This window comes from Pigmentiphaga sp. YJ18, from assembly GCF_038066655.1.
Taxonomy (GTDB): Bacteria; Pseudomonadota; Gammaproteobacteria; order Burkholderiales; family Burkholderiaceae_B; genus Pigmentiphaga.
The window spans coordinates 1216873-1236767 of record NZ_JBBUKU010000001.1; the positions used below are offsets into that span (position 1 = coordinate 1216873).

17 protein-coding genes are annotated in these 19895 nt (G+C 68.4%); 11 read left to right on the plus strand and 6 right to left on the minus strand.

The genetic code is table 11. The annotated features are described in order from the left end of the window. Positions 1-13 precede the first annotated feature (13 nt). Positions 14-1006 carry a ketopantoate reductase family protein gene (locus WKR98_RS05995; RefSeq protein WP_124687278.1) on the minus strand — a complete coding sequence of 331 codons (993 nt, stop codon included), beginning with the start codon at positions 1004-1006 and terminating at the stop codon, positions 14-16. A gap of 145 nt (positions 1007-1151) precedes the next feature. Here WKR98_RS05995 and WKR98_RS06000 point away from each other — a divergent pair, with 145 nt between their 5' ends. Beyond that, positions 1152-1997, plus strand: a complete 846-nt coding sequence (locus WKR98_RS06000; protein WP_124687279.1) for an NUDIX hydrolase — start codon at positions 1152-1154, stop codon at positions 1995-1997. Here WKR98_RS06000 and WKR98_RS06005 read toward each other — a convergent pair. Beyond that, positions 1987-2223 (minus strand): DUF3717 domain-containing protein, encoded by a 237-nt coding sequence (locus WKR98_RS06005; protein WP_124687280.1) that lies wholly within the window; start codon positions 2221-2223, stop codon positions 1987-1989. The two genes, WKR98_RS06000 and WKR98_RS06005, sit on opposite strands and share 11 nt — an antisense overlap. A 148-nt stretch (positions 2224-2371) precedes the next feature. Between WKR98_RS06005 and WKR98_RS06010 the strand changes: the two genes are divergently transcribed. Continuing rightward, the gene (locus tag WKR98_RS06010) at positions 2372-3115 is read left to right on the plus strand and encodes a glycine zipper 2TM domain-containing protein (RefSeq protein ID WP_341432358.1); all 744 of its coding nucleotides are present in this window, start codon (positions 2372-2374) and stop codon (positions 3113-3115) included. 45 nt (positions 3116-3160) lie between these two features. Here WKR98_RS06010 and WKR98_RS06015 read toward each other — a convergent pair whose 3' ends face one another. The 4 genes from WKR98_RS06015 to dprA form a co-directional block, all read right to left on the minus strand. Beyond that, entirely contained in the window at positions 3161-3730 is a 570-nt protein-coding gene (locus WKR98_RS06015; protein WP_124687281.1) for an SET domain-containing protein, read from the minus strand. Between the two features lie 11 nt (positions 3731-3741). Continuing rightward, positions 3742-6393, minus strand: a complete 2652-nt coding sequence (locus WKR98_RS06020; RefSeq protein WP_124687282.1) for a DNA topoisomerase III — start codon at positions 6391-6393, stop codon at positions 3742-3744. 254 nt (positions 6394-6647) lie between these two features. Then, positions 6648-7106 carry a DUF494 family protein gene (locus WKR98_RS06025; RefSeq protein WP_124687283.1) on the minus strand — a complete coding sequence of 153 codons (459 nt, stop codon included), beginning with the start codon at positions 7104-7106 and terminating at the stop codon, positions 6648-6650. 103 nt (positions 7107-7209) lie between these two features. Continuing rightward, positions 7210-8331 carry a DNA-processing protein DprA gene (dprA, locus tag WKR98_RS06030; RefSeq protein ID WP_124692165.1) on the minus strand — a complete coding sequence of 374 codons (1122 nt, stop codon included), beginning with the start codon at positions 8329-8331 and terminating at the stop codon, positions 7210-7212. A 283-nt stretch (positions 8332-8614) separates the two neighbouring features. Between dprA and def the strand changes: the two genes are divergently transcribed. The 9 genes from def to WKR98_RS06075 all read left to right on the plus strand — a co-directional run bounded on the left by def (position 8615) and on the right by WKR98_RS06075 (position 19532). Beyond that, a complete protein-coding gene (gene def, locus WKR98_RS06035; protein ID WP_124687284.1) occupies positions 8615-9115 on the plus strand; it encodes a peptide deformylase in 501 nt (166 codons plus the stop codon). 488 nt (positions 9116-9603) lie between these two features. Further along, positions 9604-10551 (plus strand): methionyl-tRNA formyltransferase, encoded by a 948-nt coding sequence (fmt, locus tag WKR98_RS06040; RefSeq protein ID WP_341432360.1) that lies wholly within the window; start codon positions 9604-9606, stop codon positions 10549-10551. Then, positions 10548-11870, plus strand: coding sequence for a 16S rRNA (cytosine(967)-C(5))-methyltransferase RsmB (gene rsmB / locus WKR98_RS06045; RefSeq protein ID WP_445936093.1), 1323 nt, complete (start codon positions 10548-10550; stop codon positions 11868-11870). Before fmt ends, rsmB begins: the two co-directional genes overlap by 4 nt. Continuing rightward, a complete protein-coding gene (locus WKR98_RS06050; protein ID WP_238160256.1) occupies positions 11867-12718 on the plus strand; it encodes a DUF4390 domain-containing protein in 852 nt (283 codons plus the stop codon). The genes rsmB and WKR98_RS06050 overlap by 4 nt, the downstream gene beginning before the upstream one ends. A gap of 23 nt (positions 12719-12741) precedes the next feature. Beyond that, positions 12742-15198 carry a sensor histidine kinase gene (locus WKR98_RS06055; protein ID WP_341433807.1) on the plus strand — a complete coding sequence of 819 codons (2457 nt, stop codon included), beginning with the start codon at positions 12742-12744 and terminating at the stop codon, positions 15196-15198. Between the two features lie 17 nt (positions 15199-15215). Next, a complete protein-coding gene (locus WKR98_RS06060) occupies positions 15216-15950 on the plus strand; it encodes a response regulator (RefSeq protein ID WP_124687287.1) in 735 nt (244 codons plus the stop codon). Beyond that, complete coding sequence (trkA, locus tag WKR98_RS06065; RefSeq protein WP_124687288.1) at positions 15947-17323, plus strand: Trk system potassium transporter TrkA; 1377 nt, start codon at positions 15947-15949, stop codon at positions 17321-17323. The genes WKR98_RS06060 and trkA overlap by 4 nt, the downstream gene beginning before the upstream one ends. 18 nt (positions 17324-17341) lie before the next feature. Further along, on the plus strand, positions 17342-18811 hold the full coding sequence (locus tag WKR98_RS06070; RefSeq protein ID WP_124687289.1) for a TrkH family potassium uptake protein: 1470 nt from the start codon (positions 17342-17344) through the stop codon (positions 18809-18811). A 472-nt stretch (positions 18812-19283) separates the two neighbouring features. Further along, positions 19284-19532 (plus strand): BTH_I0359 family protein, encoded by a 249-nt coding sequence (locus tag WKR98_RS06075; protein ID WP_124687290.1) that lies wholly within the window; start codon positions 19284-19286, stop codon positions 19530-19532. Positions 19533-19895: the final 363 nt, after the last annotated feature.

The window sequence follows — 19895 nt, forward strand, 5'->3', positions numbered from 1 at the left end:
CGGATAGGCTGGCTCAGCCCGGATACAGCCCCAGGGCCCGGGCGCGCATGCGGGCCAGGGCGTAGACGGTGTCCAGGGTGGGGGTGGGGAATCCCGCCGCCGCGGCGGTCTCGACCAGCGCGCCCAGGATGCTGTCGATTTCCACCGGCCGCCCGGCCTCGACGTCCTGCAGCATCGAGGTCTTGATGTGGCCCAGTCCCCGGGTGAAGGCGATCCGGGCGCGCGACTCGACCTGGGCCGGCAACCCGAGCCGGGTGCCCAGGGCCAGCGCCTCGTCCATCATGGCCACGAACATGCCATGCAGGCGCGCATCGTCGATCATGTCGTCGGTGTAGGCGCCGGTCAGCAGGCTGGCCGGGTTGAAGCAGGCATTGCCCAGCAGCTTGGTCCAGATGTCGGCGCGCACGTTCTCGCTGGCCGGCGCATCGAAGCCTGCCTGCGTGAACAGCGCGGCCACGGCGCGGGCGCGTTCGCTCGATCCGCCCCTGGGCTCGCCCAGCACGATGCGGTTGCCCGAGGCGTGGCGGGTCAGGCCGGGCTCGGGCGTGGAGGCCGAGGCGAAGACCACGGCGCCCAGCACCTGGTCCACGGGCAAGTTGGCCTCGATGCCCGCGTCCGGGTCGACGCTGCGCAGCCGGGTGCCGCCCAGGGGCAGGCCGGCGTCCAGGAAGAACCACCAGGGAATGCCGTTCAAGGCCGGGATCACGACCGTATCGGCGCCGATCAGGGGACGGATGGCCCGTGCGATCTCAGGCAGGGCCGGTGCCTTGACGGTAATGACGACGATGTCCTGCGGACCCAGCGCCCGGGCGTCGTCGCTGGCCCGGACCGGCGAGGCCACCAGCTCGCCCGCGGAATCGAGCCGCTGGCCGTGCCGGCGCAGGGCCTCCAGCGTGCGGCCGCGGGCCAGCAGGGACACGTCGTTGCCGGCCTGGGCCAGGCGTCCGGCGACGAAGCCGCCTATCGCGCCGGCGCCGACGATGCAGATACGGGGGTGATCGGTCATGGTCTTCCTCTTCCTTGGGGTGCGGTGCGAGCGCCGGCATCTTACCCGAGGCCACCCGATTCACCTTCGCTTACGAGGCCCCGCCGGGCGCCCCATCCGGACTTCCGGCACAATGGGAGCTTGCTGTTTAGGACATTCAATCTGGATGAACGTATTCGACTCCATATCGGCTCGTGCTCAGGTCGATCCGCCTCCCGATTCTCCGCGGCTGCGCATTGCCGGCCATGATTGCGGCTGGGTGGCGCACGACGTGCAGCACTGGCTGGCCGCCTTTCCCGGCGAAATATCGATGGAGCCCGGCACGGTGCACCTGCTGCCCGAGCTGGCCGGCGCACCGGCGGCCGGGCGGACCCAGGCCGTCAGCGAGCTGCTGGCCCGCGTCGCCGCGGCCCTTTACGAGGCGGGCCGGCTCAATGGCTGGCGCAACGAACTGCTGGACGTGGTGGCCGAGGACGGCACCGTCCTGGGCGTGGTCGAGCGGGCATCCGTGCGGCCGCTGGGCATCGCCACCCATGCCGTCCACCTGAATGCCTGGACCGACAGCGGTCAGTTGTGGATCGCCCAGCGGTCGTTCTCCAAGACGACCGATCCGGGCATGTGGGACACCCTGGTGGGCGGCCTGGTCAGCGCCGCGGAAACCCCCGAATCGGCCCTGCTGCGCGAAAGCTGGGAAGAGGCCGGCCTGCTGCCCCATCACCTGAAGGACGGCCGTCGCAGCGGCCAGTTCACCGTGCGCCGGGTCTTGCCAGAAGGCTATCAGGTCGAGCACGTGACCGTGGTCGATACCGTGCTGGGGCCCGAGGTCGTGCCCGAGAACCAGGACGGCGAAGTGGTCGCCTTGCGTACGGTGTCGCCGGAAGAGGTGCTGGAGATGGTGGCCGATGGCGTGTTCACGCTGGAGGCCGCGCTGTCCATGAAGGCCAGCTTGGGCGCGTTCGCGCCGGTATCCCTGATCGTTCCTCCTGCCCAAGCCCCCCGCGTCAGTCTTTGACCCGGGCGATGGCCTGGCGCGCCTGCCGCCAGGCCGATAGGGCCGCCCGCGCCGCTTCGGGCATCGCGGCCTCGTCCAGCGCGGACTGGTGATTCATGATCATGGCGGCATACGGCCCCGCCAGCGCCGCGGCTTCCATGCACAACACACACGCTTCGCTCGTCGAAGGCTTGCGCGCGCGCCAGAAATTGATCGCTTCCTCGAGTTCGGTCAGGGTGATGTCCATGCGACCCATTCTGGCAGACTTTGCCACCCCGGGGCGGAAACATTCGGTCAATTCCGATACAGAAAGCGCGAGATCCCGCGACCCCGGGAAACAACCTGGAAGGCGACTTGGAGGTAACTTACGTGAACCTTACGAGCGGAGTGACGCCATGTTTTCCGGTACTTCTTCCGGTCCCCGATCCCCTGTCGATGCCGCGTTCGCGCGCGCGCATCGGTCCATGCGGGGCGCCGTCGCGCTGCACCCGCTGGTGGCCGCGGCGGCCATCAGCATCATCGTCCTGGCCGCCGTGGGCGTGGGCGTCCTGACCGGACTGCTGCCCTCGCCGCTGGCCAAATCGGCCCCGGCGCAGGAAGTGGCCGAAGCGTCCGCCTCGGCCGGCGGCCGTGACTTCGGCAAAGCTTCGGCCCATGCCCCGGTTCCGGCCAAGCAGGCAGCGGCCGAGCGCACGGCACCGGCGCGCCCCGCCAGCCGGCCTGCGCCGGTCTATCGCGAACCCGCCCGGCCGGTCGCGTCCACCTGCGGCAACTGCGGCACGGTCGAAAGCGTGCGCGCCTTGCAGGTCCAGGGCCAGGGTACGGGCCTGGGCGCGGTGGGCGGCGGCGTCGTGGGCGGCGTGGTCGGCAACCAGTTCGGCGGCGGCAGCGGCCGCACCGCGTTGACGGTGCTGGGCGCGTTGGGCGGCGCCTACGCGGGCAACGAGGTCGAGAAGCGCGTGCGCAGCTCGACGCAGTACGAAATGACCGTCAGGATGAACGACGGCAGCGTGCGCACTTTCCACAGCGCGTCGGCCTATCCGTGGCGCAGCGGCGACCCGGTGCGCGTCGTCAACGGCTCGGTGGTGTCCCGCAACGGCGGCGACTCCCAGGCCATGCGGGTCGGCGACTACAACTGAACGGCCGGACCGGGCGGCGCGGCCGTCCGGGTCCCCTGCCCGCTTCTAGGCTTTTTTCTTCTTCGTCTTCTTACGCCGCTTGAGCGCCAGCATCGTGCCCCGGCACGTCTCGGCGCCGCACAGGCACTGGTAGTTCTTCTTCAACGTCGGCGTGATGCGCTCGTCGATGACCAGGCCGTAGTCATAGTTGAGTTCGTCGCCGCGGTCGATGGGATGCTGCGAGACGATGAAGACGCGGCCATCGTCCGTTTCCTCGGCTTCGCAGTTGGGCTCGCAGGCATGGTTGATCCAGCGTGCGTCGTTGCCCTGGCTGCCGCCGTCGATCACCTTGCCGCTTTCCAGCGCGAAGAAGAAGGTGTGGTACGGATCCTCGGGATTGACCGGATGGCGGCGGTCGGCCTCGGCCGCGCTGATGCGTTCGCCGGAGTATTCGATGACGCGGGTGCCGGCCGGGATCTTGCGAGCCGCGAACACACCGGTCCCGTGCACCCGCGAGCGGCGCACGACGTACCAGGGCTTGCCGCCGGGGCCGGGGTCGACGTCCACGCGATCCTCGGCGGGCTGCTCGGCAACAGGAGACTTGCGCGCCCGTGAGGGCGTTTTCTTCTTGGTCATTGGGCTGTGGCTCAGCTGGAGGTCTTCGCGGCCGCCTTCCTGGCGGCTTTTTTCGCGGGGGCTTTCTTGGCGGCGGTCTTGCGCGCCGGGGACTTCTTGGCCGCCGCCTTCTTGGCGGGGGCCTTCTTCGCCGGCGCCGTGGCGGCTTCGTCCTGGCCGGCGGTTTTCTTCGCCGCCGTCTTGCGCGCCGCCGGCGCGTCCTCGCCCGCCTTGCCGCCTTTGGCGGGGCGGGGCTCGAACTCGAAGCCTATCTTGCCATCGGGCTGCCGCACCAGGAAGGCCTTGAACTTGCGATTGGTACGGCTGGAAACGAAGTTCTGCAGCAGGTCGGTGCGTCCTTCGGCCAGCAGCTTGCCCATCTGCTCGGCCGTGATCTCCTGCTGCAAGATGACTTTCCCGGAACGGAAGTCGCACGAACGCTGCGGCCCGACCGACTTCTCGCACACGAAGCTCATGCCGTGCTCGAACACGTTCGAGCCGCATTTCGGGCACGGACCCACCGGCGTCTGGCCGGAGAAGTCCACGGCCTCGGAGGATTCCTCGTCGGCCTGGCCGAAGTCGAACTCCAGCTTGTAGTCGTCGGTGATCCGCAGGATGGCCGAGAACGGCCGGCCCATCTTGCTGATGAAGCCGTTCAGCGGGCCGATCTCGCGCTTGGCCAGCAGTTCCTCGACTTCCTGCTGCTCGAAGGTGCGCCCGCCGGGGTGCTTGCTGATCGAGAAATCGCAGGCGGTGCAGGCGTAGCGCCGGTAGTTCTCCTTGACCACGGCGCCGCATTTCGGGCAGGGCGTGGTCAGGGTGGCGTAGTCGCCCGGCACCGTGTCGCGGTCGTATTCCTTCGCGCGCTTGACGATGACCTGGGTCATCTGCGCGATCTCGCGCATGAAGGCCTCGCGCGCCAGCTGGCCCTGCTCGATCTGCGACAGCTTGTGTTCCCATTCGCCGGTCAGCTCGGGCGAGGTCAGCTCGTCCACGTCCAGGCCCGACAGCAGCGTCATCAATTGGCGCGCCTTGGCGGTGGGCACCAGGTCGCGGCCCTCGCGGCGCAGGTAGACCTCGTTGATCAGCCCTTCGATGATGCCCGCGCGCGTGGCTGGCGTGCCCAGGCCGCGCGCCGACATGGCCTCGCGCAGCTCTTCGTCGTCGACCAGCTTGCCCGCGCCTTCCATGGCCGACAGCAGCGTCGCTTCCGTGTAGCGGGCGGGCGGCTTGGTGACCAGGCCCACGGCCTCGATTTCCTCGGTGCGCACCTGTTCGCCGGAGGCGACCGGCACCAGGTTGGCGTCCTCGCCCTGCGCATCGCGGCCGTAGACGGCCATCCAGCCCGGGTTGACCAGGACCTTGCCCTCGGTCTTGAACTTGTGGCCGGCGACCTCGGTGATCCGGGTCGTGACCAGGAACTCGGCCGCGGGGAAGAACACCGCCAGGAATCGCTTGACCACGAGGTCGTACAGCTTGGCCTCGGCCTCGCTCAACTCGCGCGGCGCCTGCAGCGTCGGGATGATGGCGAAGTGGTCCGACACCTTCTTGTTGTCGAACACGCGGCGGTTGGGCTTGACCCAGCCGCTGTCCAGTATCTTCAAGGCGAACGGCGCGTAGCCGGGCCGGTTGGCGGCCAGCGTCTGCATGGTCTGGCGCACCGTGCCCAGGTAGTCCTCGGGCAGGTAGCGCGAGTCGGTACGGGGGTAGGTCAACGCCTTGTGGCGTTCGTACAGAGTCTGGGCCAGCGCCAGCGTGGTCTTGGCCGAGAAGCCGAAGCGCGAGTTGGCCTCGCGCTGCAGCGTGGTCAGGTCATACAGCAGCCCGGACAATTGGGTGGACGGCTTGGATTCCTCGGTGACCGAGCCCGTGCGGTCGCGGCAGGCCGCCACGACCGATTCGGCGGCCGCCTTGCTCCACAGGCGCGATTCGCGCTTCTCGGGGTCCTGCGGGTCCTTGACGTGCTTGGGATCGAACCAGCGGCCCTCGTACAGGCCGGCGGCGGCGACGAACTGCGCGCGCACCTCCCAGTAGTCGCGCGGCACGAACTGGCGGATGCGCTCCTCGCGCTCGGACACGATGGCGAGCGTGGGCGTCTGCACCCGGCCCACCGTGGTCTTGAAGAAGCCGCCGTCCTTGCTGTTGAAGGCCGTCATGGCGCGCGTGCCGTTGATGCCCACCAGCCAGTCGGCCTCGGCGCGCGAGCGCGCCGCGGCTTCCAGCGGCTGCAGCGCGGTGTCCGAACGCAGGTCGGCGAAGGCGTCGCGGATGGCCTGCTGGGTCATCGATTGCAGCCACAGGCGCTGGATGGGTTTGTTGGTCTTCGCGTACTGGGCGATGTAGCGGAAGATCAGCTCGCCCTCGCGCCCCGCGTCGCAGGCGTTGATCAGCGCGTCCACGTCCTTGCGCTTGATCAGCCGCACCAGCAGGCGCAGGCGTTCCTCCGACCGCTTGTCGGCCGGCCCCAGTTCGAACTCGGGCGGAATCACCGGCAGATGGGTGAAGCTCCACTTGCCCTTGACCGGATCGTTGGGCGCCACGAGGGTGAGCAGGTGCCCGACGCTGGACGAAAGCACGTAGTCGTCGCTTTCGAAATAATCGCCTTCGCGCTTGAACCCGCCCAGCGCGCGGGAAATGTCCAGCGCGACCGAAGGTTTCTCGGCGATGATCAGAGTTTTGCCCATTGACTTCCAGTTGACGGAGCCGACGCGAACAAATAGTGCGTCAAAGCGCCGGATGATACGGGGGGATTTTTAAGCAATGCAAGTCGGGCCTGTGCCAACCCAGCCAAAAAACACCGGCTCCGCCCTCCGAAGCACCCCGGATTAAGACTTGTTTCCATTGAAAACAACCCCCGGCCCCGTTGGGGGACTGCCGCGTAGCGGCTGGGGGCCCACCATACTGGGCGCGCGTAAGCGTAGGGGGTAATACAGGGGGCTTAATGCAGCTGCCGGGCGCTGCCGTCTTCCAGCAGTTCTTCCAGGATCAGGTTGTCGATTTCGGTTTCCTGGCTCCACAGCACCATCAGGACGATGATCTTGAGCTTGTCCAGGGGCACGGGCGCCTCGCCCAGCGCGAAGGCGCGGTCGATGACGATTTCGCGCAGGGGGGACGACAGGACGCCCGCCGATTCCAGGAAGGCAACGAAGCCGATCGCTTCCGAACCGAGTTGACGATACTCGGCCTCGGCATAGACACGACAGCCGCTACTGGGAACAAGGGCGAGATCGACACAACGATGAGTGGATTCGGCAAGCCCGGACAACCAGCTCAGGGCGTCGTCGATTTCATCGTCTTCGAAGCCGGCGGCGGCAAGTTTGCGCGCCAGCGTTTCCGGGTCCGGGCACGCTTCCGGCGTGTAGTAGTTCTCGAAGAGGTAGACGAGAATTTCGAACATAAGTCAGCATATAAGCTTGATCCACTGTACGCTGAATTGCATCCCTAGGCAAATTGTCAGGCATTTGCTGCTCATGCGTTGTTCGCGTGGCACACCAGGGCGTTCAGCGCCCGAGTGTGATCTGGTAGCGGCCCCCGTCCAGCCGGGCGATCCACCCCTGCAATTCCAGTTCGAGCAGCCTGGCCTGAAGCGCCGGAACCGCGAGGCCGGTGCGCGCGGCCAGCGCGTCGATATGGATGGGGCCATAGCCCATGCCGGCCAGCAGAGGGTCCTGCGGGCGGGCCGGATCCGGTTCCGGCGCAGGCGCAAGCGGACTGGGTCCGGCCGGGGAGCCCAGCTCGTCCAGGATGTCCTGCGCCGATTCCACCAGCTTGGCACCCTGCCGGATCAGGGCGTGGCAGCCCCGCGACAGCGGCGAGTGGATGGAGCCGGGGATGGCGAACACCTCGCGGCCGGCGTCCGCCGCCAGCCGGGCGGTGATGAGCGACCCGCTGCGGGCCGCCGCTTCCGCCACCAGCGTGCCCCGTGCCAGCCCCGCGACCAGCCGGTTGCGCCGGGGGAACTGGTGCGGCAGCGCGGGCAGGCCCAGCGGGAACTCTGACACGACGGCGCCTTGCGCGGCGATCCGTTCGGCCAGGTCCTGGTTGCGCGGCGGATAGACCACATCGACGCCCGTTCCCACCACTGCCACGGTGCCGCCTGCATTGGGGCCGGCCTCGAGCGCGCCTTCGTGGGCGGCGGTGTCGATGCCCAGGGCCAGGCCGCTGACGATGCACCAGCCCCGCTGCGCCAGATGGCGGGCATAGGCGCGCGCGTTCGCCAGCCCGTCGGGCGTGGCGTGACGGGCGCCGACGATGGCGATGGCCTGGGGCGACAGCCGGGCCGGATCGCCCGCCACGTACAGCAGCGGGGGTGGATCGTGGATGGCAAGCAGCGCCCGGGGGTAGGCGGCATCGGCCAGCGTCAGGAGGTGGTGGCCGGGAAGTTCCGCCCAGCGCAGCGTGCGCTCGAGGACGGCGGCCTGCTCGCGCGACAGCGGGCGGGCCAGTTGGGCGGCCAGCGGCGGCGGCAGCAGGGCCGCCAATTCGTCGCGGGACAGGCTGTACAGGCGCTGGGGCAGCCCGACTTCCCGCAGCAGGTCGCGCGCGGTGGCAGGCCCGATGGCGGGTTCGAGGGTGAGCCGCAGCCAGGCGGACAATTCTTCCGGAGTGTGGGCGAGAGGCATGCCGTTATCTAAACACGGCAGGCGCGGCAGGGTGGTCCCCGGCAGGACATCGATGTCCTGCATCGTCGCCGAACGGATCGCGCGCCGGCGCGTCCAATGGCCAGGGCAGGCGTTGGCGGCAATGCCTCCCGCTATATTTAATAGCAGGATCCGCCGCCATCCGCGGCCCGCGCGGGCCCGCCGGAGGCGCCGGGAAGCTGTGGTATCTTGCCCCTTGGATCCCGGCCAACCGGCCCCATTATTCTGTTAAGTGCCCCATTCGAGGGACAACGGCAACACAACCATGGCATTGCTACCCATTCTTCACTATCCCGACGCAAGGCTGCACAAGAAAGCCAAGCCGGTGGCCGTGGTCGACGACCGCATCCGCCGCATCGTCCGCGACATGGCCGAGACCATGTACGCCGCGCCGGGTATCGGGCTGGCCGCCACCCAGGTCGATGTCCACGAGCGCATCGTGGTCATCGACGTTTCCGAACACAGCGACGACCTGCTCGTGCTGATCAACCCGGTCATCACCTGGAAGAGCGAGGAAACCCAGGTCTACGAAGAAGGCTGCCTGTCGGTGCCCGGCATCTATGACGAGGTCAAGCGCTCCGCCCGGATCAAGGTCGAGGCCACCAACGAACAGGGCGAACGCTACGAATTCGACGCCGAAGGCATCCTGGCCGTCTGCGTCCAGCACGAACTCGACCACCTGGAAGGCAAGGTCTTCGTCGAATACCTCTCCCCCCTCAAGCAAAGCCGCATCAAGACCAAGCTGCGCAAGCTGGAAAAGGTCTAAGGGAAGCCCAAAGGGAAGCCCACCCCCAAGCGGCCTTCGGCCGCTCCCCCTCAAGGGGGCGGCGCTAGCGGACCGGAGGGAAAGCCCACCCCACGCGGCCTATGGCCGCTCCCCTCAAGGGGCGGCGCTGGCGGACCGGCAAAGCCGGATCCTCGGCGCCCAAGATCAAAGCAAGTATGCGGTGCTCCGCACCGAGATACCTCATGAAGACCCAGGATGCGGTGGATCCGGCTTTGCCGGTCCACCCGCATCGCCCCCTGGGGGGCGCGCGCAAGCGCGTAGGGGGGCCATGTATCAAGCGCGTAGGGGGGGACCATGTATCATTCCCCCTCCGACAATCAACGATCCCATCCCACCCGCCCCGGAACTGGCATGCAAGGCCGTCCGCCAAGCAGCGAGCCCTATCCAGGAAACCGCGGATCCGGCTCTGCCGGTCCGCCGGTTTCGCCCCCTGGGGGGCGCGCGAAGCGCGTAGGGGGGAGCATCAGATGCATCTGGTTTTTGCCGGTACGCCGGAATTCGCCAAAATCGCCCTCCAGGCCCTGATCGGTGCCGGGCATACGATCGCGCTGGTCCTGACCCAGCCGGACCGGCCGGCCGGGCGCGGGCTCAAGCTCACGCCCAGTCCGGTCAAGACGGCGGCGCTGGAAGTGGGCGCGCCGGTGCTGCAACCGCGCAGCCTGCGGCTGGACGGCAAGTATCCCGACGAGGCCGCCCATGCCCACGAGGCGCTGCGCGCGGCGCGGGCCGACGCGATGATCGTGGCCGCCTACGGTCTGATCCTGCCCCAGGCGGTGCTGGACATCCCCCGGCTGGGCTGCCTGAACATCCATGCCAGCCTGCTGCCGCGCTGGCGCGGCGCCGCGCCCATCCAGCGCGCCATCGAGGCGGGCGACGCGCGCACCGGGATCACCATCATGCAGATGGACGCGGGCCTGGACACCGGCGACATGCTGCTTGAAGAGGCGCTGCCGATCGAGGCGGGCCAGACCGCCGGCGAACTGCACGACCGCCTGGCCGTGCTGGGCGGCGAACTGATCGTGCGGGCGCTGGCGCGTCTGGACGAAAACGGCCTGCCGGCCACGCCGCAGCCCGCTCAGGGCGTGACCTACGCCGCCAAGCTGGACAAGGCCGAGGCGGCGCTCGATTGCTCGCGGCCCGCCGCCGAACTGGCGCGCCGCATCCTGGCCTTCAATCCGGTCCCGGGCGCCACGGTGCGGCTGCCCGGCCTGGCCGATCCGGTCAAGGTGTGGCGGGCCGAGGCCCTGGACGAGGCGGCGCAGGCCAGCCCCGGCAGCGTCGTGCGCGCGGGCGCCGCCGGCGTGGACCTGGCCACCGGCCAGGGCGTCCTGCGCCTGACCGAATTGCAGAAGGCCGGCGGCAAGCGCCAGCCGGCCGATGTCTTCGTGCGGGGCTGGAGCCCCGATCTTTCCTGATGGCGCCCGCGACCACCGGGCCCGCGTCGGCCCCCTTGTCCGACATCCTGCTGGCCGCCGCGCGCGCCGTGCAGGGCGTGCTGGCGGGCGCTTCCCTTACCGATGCGCTGTCGCGCGTTGCCGCGCCGCTGCGCCCGGCTGCCCAGGCGCTGTCCTTCCACGCCATGCGCCAGCTGGGGCGGGCCCGCGCGGTCAAGCAGGCGCTGATCCCCCGCAAGCCGGCCGATCCGCTGCTCGATGCCTTGCTGCTGACGGCGTTTTCGCTGCTGGTGGCGGACGAGGGCGAGGCCGCCGCCGCCGGCGTCAGCTACGCACCCCATACGGTGGTGGATCAGGCGGTGCGCGCCGCCGCCAGCCAGCGTTCGCTCGCGCCCTTCAAGGGCCTGGTCAACGGCAGCCTGCGGCGTTTCCTGCGCGAACGCGAAAGCGTGCTGGACGCCGCCGACCGCCGCCCCGAGGCCGTCTGGAACCATCCTGAGTGGTGGGTGCGGCGGTTGCGCATCGACTATCCCGACCATTGGCAATCGCTGCTGCGCGCCGCCAACCGGCCACCGGCCATGGTCTTGCGCGTCAACCGCCGCCGCACCCGCCGCGAGGCGCTGCTCGAGGCCTTCCGCGCCGCCGGCGTCGATGCCCTGCCGGTGGGCGAGACGGGCGTCGCGCTGTCCCAGCCTCGGCCCGTGCAGCAACTGCCGGGCTTCGCCGAAGGATGGTGGTCGGTCCAGGATGCCGCCGCGCAACTGGCCGCGCCGCTGCTCCAGGTGAAGGACGGCATGCGCGTGCTGGATGCCTGCGCGGCGCCGGGCGGCAAGACGGCGCATCTGCTGGAGCTGGCGGATCTCGACCTGCTGGCGCTGGACGTCGACGCCGGCAGGCTGGAGCGGGTGGACGCCAACCTGGCGCGACTGGGCCTGTCGGCGCGCACGCAGGCCGCCGACGTGGCCGACCTGGATGCCTGGTGGGACGGGCGGCCCTTCGACGCGGTGCTGGCCGACGTGCCCTGTACCGCATCGGGCATCGTCCGGCGCCATCCGGACATCCGCTGGCTGCGGCGCGAGGGCGATGTCGCCAATACCGCCGCGCTCCAGGCCCGGATTGCCGACGCCCTGTGGCAGGTGGTGGCGCCCGGTGGTAAATTCCTTTATGCAACCTGCTCGATTTTTCCCGCGGAGGGGGCCAGGCAAGCCGAGGCTTTCCAGCGCAGGCACCCCGATGCGGCACGGCTGCCTGCGCCTGGGCAATTGCTCACGCAGGCGGAGCCTGATCGGCCGGCCGAGCAGCACGATGGGTTTTTCTACGCGTTGTTTGCCAAGGTTTGATCATTCTCCGACTCCGCCGCGTCCTGATCCTGCCGGTCGTCGCCCTGATGTTGCTGTGGGGCGGCCAAGCCCCGGCATCCGAGCCCGCCGTCCAGTCCGTGACGGTGACCGAACGCGGCCGTGACCTGCTCCTCAGTGCCGACGTCCTGCTGGATCTGAACAACCAGCTCGAGGATGCCGTCGCGCGCGGCTTGCCGCTGTATTTCTCGGTCGAGGTCGAGATCCGCCGGCCCCGCTGGTACTGGTTCGACGAGGTCGTGCTGTCCTCGAACCAGACATGGCGCATCGTCTACAACCCGCTGACGCGCCAGTGGCGCGTGCATTCCGGCAACCTTGCGCTGCCCGTGGGGTCGCTGGTCGAGGCCTTGTCGGTCGTGCGCCACGTGCGCAACTGGCGCATCGGCGACCGCGACGCGCTGAGTTCCGACACGCGCTACGAAGGCCGGCTGCGCGTACGGTTCGACATCTCGCAGCTTTCCAAGCCGTTCCAGGTCAACGCCCTGAACAGCAGCGACTGGTCGCTGGCGACGCCCTGGACGGAATTCAGCGTGCGCCTGGGCAAGGAGGTCGTGCCGCAGCCCAGTTCCAATGCCGCGCCGCCCGCCGCCGCCCAGCCCGGCCTGCCGCCGCCTCCGGTGCCGCCTCCCTATGCCGTGCAGCCCCCCGCCGGCTCCGGCGCCGTGCCCATGCAGTCCGTTCCCGCCCAGTCGGCGCCCCCGTCGCCCTCCGCGCCCATCGTCCCCGCCAACGGCGCCTCCTCCGGCGGCAATGGCCTGGTCCTGCCAGGCGGATCGCCCCACCCGAGCCCCCGGGGACTGGGCCTGACTCCTCCCACGGAGTCCCAATGATGCGAACCCGCCGCGTACGTATCCTGAACCGCTTCCTGCGCGTCCTCCTGGGCATGGGAGGCGTGAGCGCCCTCTTGCTGCTGTTCCTGCTGGCCTGGTCCACCGGCAACTCCTCCCGCCTGGAACAGCAGTACGGCCTGCTGCTGGGGCTCAACGCCATCATCGCCCTGGCGCTGTTCGCCTGGGTGGTCGCGCTGACCGTCAGGCTGATGGGGCAGTTGCGGCGCGGACAGTTCGGCGCCCGGCTCACCTCCCGCTTCGCGCTGGCATTCGCGCTGGTGGGGGTGGTGCCCGGCGTGCTGATCTACATGCTGTCGGTGCAGTTCCTGTCGCGTTCCATCGAGTCCTGGTTCAACGTGCGGGTGGATACCGCGCTCGAGTCCGGCTTGAACCTCGGCCGGGCGGCGCTCGATTCGCAGCTCCAGGAGATGAACGCCAAGGCGCGCACCATGTCGATCGAACTGGGCGAGAACCAGGAGTCGAACGTGGGGCTGTCGCTGACCCGCCTGCGCGAGCAGGTGGGGGTGCAGGACGCGATGGTGTTCACCTCCAGCGGCCGGGTCATCGCCTGGTCGACCAACTCCTACGGCACGCTGGTGCCGGAGACGCCCACGCCGCAGGTGCTGCGGCAACTGAAGATCGCGCGTTCCTATGCGGCCGCCGAGGCCAACAGCACCGCCAGCCCGACCACCGTGGACGGCGTGCAGGGACCGCTGGGCACGACCCGCGATACGTCCAACGGCGGCGCCCTGCGCCTGCGAGTGATCGTTCCCATCGCGCCCGTGGGCGGCTTCGAGCTGCCCGGCGTGCTGCCGGCCGAGTCGCGCTACCTGCAGCTGTTGCAGGGCGTGCCGGAACAGATCGCCAGCAACGCCGAGGAGGTCCAGAGCGGCTACCGCGACTACCAGGAGCTGTCGCTGTCGCGGGTGGGCCTGCGCAAGCTGTACGGCATCACGCTGACCCTGGCGCTGCTGCTGGCGGTGTTCGCGGCGATCGCGGCGGCCTTCTCGCTGTCGTCCCGGATGGTGCGGCCGCTGCTGCGCCTGGCCGAGGGCACGCAGGCGGTGGGAGTGGGCGACTACCGGCCCATTCCGGAGCCGCCCCAGAGCGACGAGCTGGGCCAGTTGACCCGGTCGTTCAACGCCATGACCCGCCAGCTGGACGAGGCGCGCCGCATGGTCGAGAGCAACCGGCGCCAGCTCGAACGCAGCAACGTCTACCTGGAAAGCATCCTGTCGAACCTGTCGTCGGGGGTGCTGGTGTTCGACGAGGCCTTCCGCGTCGCCACCGTGAACCGCGGCGCCCAGCAGATCCTGCGGGTGGACCTGCGCGCGGTCACCGGGCGGCCGCTGGAAACCGTGGACGGGCTGACCGCCTTCGCGCAGACCATACGCACGGCCTTCGCCGAGCACGCGGCGGCGGGCACCGGGCGCCAGTACTGGCAACAGCAGTTCGAGATCGTCCGGCCGCAGCTGGCTGCCGGCACGCAAGCCGTGCGCGAAGGTAACAATTCCGATCCCAACGGCGACGACAATACGATTACCCTGCTCGCGCGAGGATCACACCTGCCGGTGGCGGGAGCGAGTGGGGGCTACGTGGTCGTGTTCGACGACATTACCGAGGTCATCTCTGCCAACCGCGCCGTCGCCTGGGGCGAGGTCGCGCGACGGCTGGCGCACGAGATCAAGAATCCCCTGACGCCCATCCAGCTCTCGGCCGAGCGGATCGCCATCAAGCTGGCCGACAAGCTCGCGCAGCCCGACGCCGACATGCTCAAGCGGTCGACCACCACCATCATCAACCAGGTCAGTTCCATGCAGCGCATGGTGGACGATTTCCGCGAATACGCCAGGACGCCGCCGGCCCAGCACCAGCTGCTGGACTTGAACGAGCTGGTGGCCGAGGTACTGACCTTGTACGGATGGGACACGGCGGGCGGCGTGCTGAAGGCCGGCACCGGCAACATCGCGCTGTCGGTCGACCTGGAGTCGGTGCTGCCGCGCGTGCGCGGCGACGCCACCCAGTTGCGCCAGGTCATCCACAACCTGATCGCCAACGCCCGCGACTCGATCGAAGAGAAGGCCAAGGAAGCGGCCCGCCAGGCGGGAGACGGCGCGCCGGCCGGGCCTACGCCCAGCGACCGCATCTCGGTCAGCACCCGCCTGATCCAGACGCGGCTGCCCGACGGCCGCGAGCACGCGTCCATCAAATTCATGGTGACCGATACGGGCACCGGCTTCGCCGCCCGCATCCTGCAGCGCGCCTTCGAACCCTACATCACGACCAAGGTGCGGGGAACGGGGCTGGGGCTGGCCATCGTCAAGAAGATCGTCGAGGAGCACGGGGGCAGAATTGATCTTGCCAACCGGCCCGAAGGTGGGGCAATGGTCTCTATACTATTCACTCGGCTCGCCGGGGGTACGGACGTTGCACACGATGCCGCGCGTTTTTCCGAGACTGCGGGGGCGCAGTCCGCGTAACAGAGGTTGCTAAAGATATGGCCAGAATTTTGGTGGTTGACGACGAGGTCGGCATCCGCGAACTCCTGTCGGAAATTCTTTACGACGAAGGGCATACGGTCGATCTGGCCGAAAATGCCTCGGCCGCGCGCGCGCTGCGCGCCGCCAATCGTCCCGACGTGGTCTTGCTCGATATCTGGATGCCCGACACCGATGGCGTGACGCTGCTCAAGGAGTGGGCCGCCCAGGACCTGCTCGACATGCCCGTCATCATGATGAGCGGCCACGCGACCATCGATACGGCGGTCGAGGCGACCCGCATCGGCGCGATCGACTTCCTCGAGAAGCCGATCACCATGACGCGCCTGCTCAAGACCATCGCCGGCGCGCTGGAGCGGGGCCGGACGGGTGCCAAGCCGGCCGCGCCGCCAACCCCCGCGCGGCCCGCCATGCCGGGCTACGCGCCCGTGCCGCCCGCGGCCGGCGACGGCATGCGTGCGCCCGCCCCCGGGCTCGCGCCGGCCGTCGACCGCCCGGCGGGCACCGTGGCCATGCACGACAACCAGCCGCGTTCGCCGCTGCTCAGCCTCTCGCTCGACCTGCCGCTGCGCGAGGCGCGCGACGCCTTCGAGCGGGTCTATTTCGAGCACCACCTGGCGCGCGAGGGCGGCAGCATGACCCGCGTGGCCGACAAGACGGGGCTGGAGCGCACCCACCTGTACCGCAAGCTCAAGCAACTGGGAATCGAACTCTCGCGTAAACGCGGCGTATGAAGATCCTGATACTCGGCGCTGGCCAGGTGGGGACCAGCGTGGCCGAGAACCTGGTGTCCGAGCACAACGACATCACCGTCATCGATACCGACGGCGCCCGTCTGTCCGTGCTCCAGGATCGCCTGGACCTGCGGGGGTTGATGGGCAACGGCACCCACGTGTCCACCCTGCAGGAGGCCGGGGCGGCCGACGCCGATCTCTTCATTTCCTGCGTGACCGCCGACGAAAGCAACCTGGTCGCCTGCAAGATCGCCAAGAAAGTGTTCAACGTGCCGCGCTGCATCGCGCGCGTGCGTTCGTCCGAGTTCCTCGACCACGAGGAGCTGATGGCCGAGGACGGCTTCGACGTCGATCACCTGATCTGCCCCGAGCGCAGCGTGACCAGCTACATCGAGAAGCTGGTCGAGATCCCCGAGGCGCTCCAGGTGGTGGACTTCGCCGGCGGCCGCGTCTGCGCCGTGACCGTGCGCGCCGCCGCCGGCAGCCCGCTGGCGGACCAGCCCATCCAGACCCTGCGCGAGCGTCTGCCGGGCGCCGATGTCCGCATCATCGCGATCTTCCGCAACAACCGGCTGGTGCCGCCCGAGGGCGACACGCGCATCGAGCCGGGCGACGAGGTCCTTTTCCTGGCCAACACCCGCCACGTGCGCCAGATCATCCGCGAGCTGCGCGAGAGCGACAAGCGCGTCAAGCGGGTCATGATCGCCGGCGGCGGCAACATCGGCCTGCGGCTGGCCCGCAGCATCAGCGACCAGTGCGACGTCAAGGTCATCGAGCGCAATCGCCGGCGCTGCGAATTCCTGGCCACCCAGCTCCCCAGCCGTTCCCTGATCCTGAACGGCGACGCCACCGACGAGAACCTGCTGGAGGACGAGAACGTCGCCGAGATGGACCTGTTCCTGGCGCTGACCAGCGACGACGAGGACAACATCATGTCGTCGCTGCTGGCCAAGCGCATGGGCGCCCGCCGGGTGATCGCGCTGATCGGGCGCAAGAGCTACGGCGAGCTGATGGAGGGCGGCCGCATCGACATCGCCATTTCACCGTCCGAGGCCACCATAGGCGAGCTGCTGCGCTACGTGCGGCGCGGCGACGTGGTGTCCGTCCATCGCCTGCGGCACGGCGTGACCGAGGCCCTGGAGGCCATCGCCCACGGCGATGCCAAGTCCTCGAAGGTCGTGGGCCGCCGGATCGAGGACATCGACCTGCCGCAGGGCGCCACCATCGGCGCCGTGGTGCGCCAGGATGAAGTGCTGATGGCGCACCACGACACCATCATCGAGTCGGACGACCACGTCATCGTCTTCGTGGCGCACCAGCGGCTGATCGCGCAGGTGGAAAAGCTGTTCCAGGTCTCGGCGACCTTCTTCTGATCCTTCCGGCCTCGCTGCATGCGCAAACTGCTACCGGTCCTGCACGTCCTCGGACTCGTCATCGCCCTGTTCTCGATGACGATGGCGATTCCGCTGGCGACGTCCTTCATCTTTTCAGATGGGGCGCGGGACGCGTTCATCCATGCCATGATCGTCGGCCTGATCGCCGGACTGCTGCTGTGCCTGGCCACGCGCAGCCAGCGGCGCGAGCTGACGCCGCGCGACGGTTTCCTGCTGGTGTCCCTGGTCTGGAGCGTGCTGGCGCTGATCGCCACCCTGCCGCTCCTGTTCTACTACCACCAGATCGGCGCGCCGCTGTCGATGACCGACGCCTATTTCGAGGCCATGTCCGGCCTCACGACCACCGGCGCCACGGTGCTTTCCGGGCTGGACAACCTGCCGCCGTCGATCAATGTCTGGCGCTGCACCCTGGTCTGGATAGGCGGCATGGGTATCCTGGTGCTGGCGGTGGCCATCCTGCCCATGCTGGGCGCCGGCGGCAGCCAGTTGTTCCGGGCCGAGACGCCGGGCCCGATGAAGGACGAGAAGCTCACCCCGCGCATCACCGGCACGGCCAAGGGCCTGTATGCCATCTACATGCTGATCTCGGTCCTGTGCCTGCTGGCCTACCGGATGGCGGGCATGAACTGGTACGAGGCCTATTGCCACATGGCCTCGACCATCGGCCTGGGCGGTTTCTCGACCCGCGACGCGAGCTTCGCGGCCTTCGAATCGCCGGCCATCGAGATGGTCGCCGTGGTGTTCATGACCATCGCCGGCATCAGCTTCACCCTGCACTTCCAGGCGTTCCGGCGCCGCAGCCTGGGGCCCTACTGGCGCAGCACCGAGGCCAAGGCCTACCTGGCGGTGCTGGCCATCTCGGTGGCGGCCATCACCGCGCTCCTGCTGCAGCGGGGGAACTACGATTCGGTCTGGACCGCCCTGCGCTTCGCGCTGTTCAACACCGTGTCGGTGGCGACCACCACCGGCTTCGTCAGCACCGATTATTCGACCTGGCCCATCTTCGCCCCGGTCTGGATGCTGGTGCTTTCCTGCTTCGCCACCTGCGCCGGCTCCACCGGCGGCGGCATCAAGATGATCCGCGTGGTGATCCTGGTCAAGCAGGCGCGCCGGGAACTCATCCACATCCTGCACCCGCGCGCCATCAATCCGGTGCATATCGGCGGCCTGCCGGTGCCCAACCGGGTCGTGTTCTCGGTCATGGCCTTCATGCTGCTGTACTGGGCCTCGCTGATGGCGCTGACCATGGCCATGCTCTACACGGGCCTGGATCCCGTCACGGCCTTTACCGCCGTCCTGGCCAGCCTCAGCAATACCGGTCCCGGCCTCGCGGACGTCGGCCCGGCGGCCACGTTCGCCGTGCTGAGCGACGCCCAGACCTGGATATGCACCTTCGCCATGCTGATCGGCCGCTTGGAATTGTTTGCTGTACTCGTCCTGTTCACCCGGGCATTCTGGCGGAAATGAAGCCTGTCCCCGTCGTAATATTAGTTGGCACTCACTTACGTGAAGGGCGCAGCCTGGCATTGGAAAATGCCCAAAAACAGGTGGGCGAAGGGTTGCAGGCGGTGATCGTCGAGGGCGGGCCGGGAACTTTGTCCGCCCCTGAGGGGGTCGAATTGGTACAGCTGGCGCCCGGGTGCGTTTGTTGCGTGGGGCAGTTACCGCTGCGGGTGACCGTGGCGAGGCTGCTCCGGCAAGCCCGGCCGGCCCGGCTGTGGATCGAGGTCAGCGCGGCCCGGCATGTCGCCGAGTTGCGCAGGCAGTTGGATGGCCCAGGTTTTGCAGGAGCGGTGAAGCTGTACGGGGGTTAGGCCGGTATCGAGCATGGTGTGGCCGATAGGCGGTATCAATCCGGTTGGCCCTCTTGATTTCCAAACGTAGGCACCAACTTAATGAACAGGTGGTCGGTCAGACCCCTGTCTCCAGGAGCCAGACCATGGAAATGATCTACAACAGTCCCAACTATGTCGTGGTGGAGTTCGCCCAGCTCGATGGCGCCTCCGCGGGGGGATTCGAAATCGTCGACAAGCAGGCGCGCCGCGAGATCTACATCGCGGGCGAATCGGCCGAGCAATTCCGCTCCCAGGTGCGGGAACTGATCGCCACCGAGCCCTCGATGGAAGACGTGGACGAGTTCCTGAGCCAGTTCGACGACTACATGCACCATCCCGTCACCCTGCACTGAAGCCCCGGGGACCGGCGCCTCGCGCCGGTCTTCGTGTAAGTACGTACTCTTCCCCGATGGGGCTATAATGGCCCCTGTCATCGCGTCGGCAGGCGCGGCATACTCACGAACACCTTCAATCCGCCTGCCCGCGCCTCCACGCCCGTCCTTCAGGCCGGCCGGGCGTTTCCGGCGGGTTCCTCCCGCACTCCCGCGTTTTTGCTGATTTGTCAGTGGATGCTTACTCCTGGGCGCCGATATTTCGGGTGCCAGCCTAGGGGAAACACTTAAGATCGGTCAATTTTCCGGAATCTGTCATCAACCAGCGGCTAAACTCGCCCAACGATTCCTTCACGTGATGCTGCCCCGACGCCTCTGCGCGTC

Bases quoted from the DNA above. Each gene is read 5' to 3' on its own strand.
- WKR98_RS05995 (WP_124687278.1), bottom strand. From the start codon at position 1,006: ATGACCGATCACCCCCGTATCTGCATCGTCGGCGCCGGCGCGATAGGC.
- WKR98_RS06000 (WP_124687279.1), top strand. From the start codon at position 1,152: ATGAACGTATTCGACTCCATATCGGCTCGTGCTCAGGTCGATCCGCCT.
- WKR98_RS06005 (WP_124687280.1), bottom strand. From the start codon at position 2,223: ATGGACATCACCCTGACCGAACTCGAGGAAGCGATCAATTTCTGGCGC.
- WKR98_RS06010 (WP_341432358.1), top strand. From the start codon at position 2,372: ATGTTTTCCGGTACTTCTTCCGGTCCCCGATCCCCTGTCGATGCCGCG.
- WKR98_RS06015 (WP_124687281.1), bottom strand. From the start codon at position 3,730: ATGACCAAGAAGAAAACGCCCTCACGGGCGCGCAAGTCTCCTGTTGCC.
- WKR98_RS06020 (WP_124687282.1), bottom strand. From the start codon at position 6,393: ATGGGCAAAACTCTGATCATCGCCGAGAAACCTTCGGTCGCGCTGGAC.
- WKR98_RS06025 (WP_124687283.1), bottom strand. From the start codon at position 7,106: ATGTTCGAAATTCTCGTCTACCTCTTCGAGAACTACTACACGCCGGAA.
- dprA (WP_124692165.1), bottom strand. From the start codon at position 8,331: ATGCCTCTCGCCCACACTCCGGAAGAATTGTCCGCCTGGCTGCGGCTC.
- def (WP_124687284.1), top strand. From the start codon at position 8,615: ATGGCATTGCTACCCATTCTTCACTATCCCGACGCAAGGCTGCACAAG.
- fmt (WP_341432360.1), top strand. From the start codon at position 9,604: ATGCATCTGGTTTTTGCCGGTACGCCGGAATTCGCCAAAATCGCCCTC.
- WKR98_RS06060 (WP_124687287.1), top strand. From the start codon at position 15,216: ATGGCCAGAATTTTGGTGGTTGACGACGAGGTCGGCATCCGCGAACTC.
- trkA (WP_124687288.1), top strand. From the start codon at position 15,947: ATGAAGATCCTGATACTCGGCGCTGGCCAGGTGGGGACCAGCGTGGCC.
- WKR98_RS06070 (WP_124687289.1), top strand. From the start codon at position 17,342: ATGCGCAAACTGCTACCGGTCCTGCACGTCCTCGGACTCGTCATCGCC.
- WKR98_RS06075 (WP_124687290.1), top strand. From the start codon at position 19,284: ATGGAAATGATCTACAACAGTCCCAACTATGTCGTGGTGGAGTTCGCC.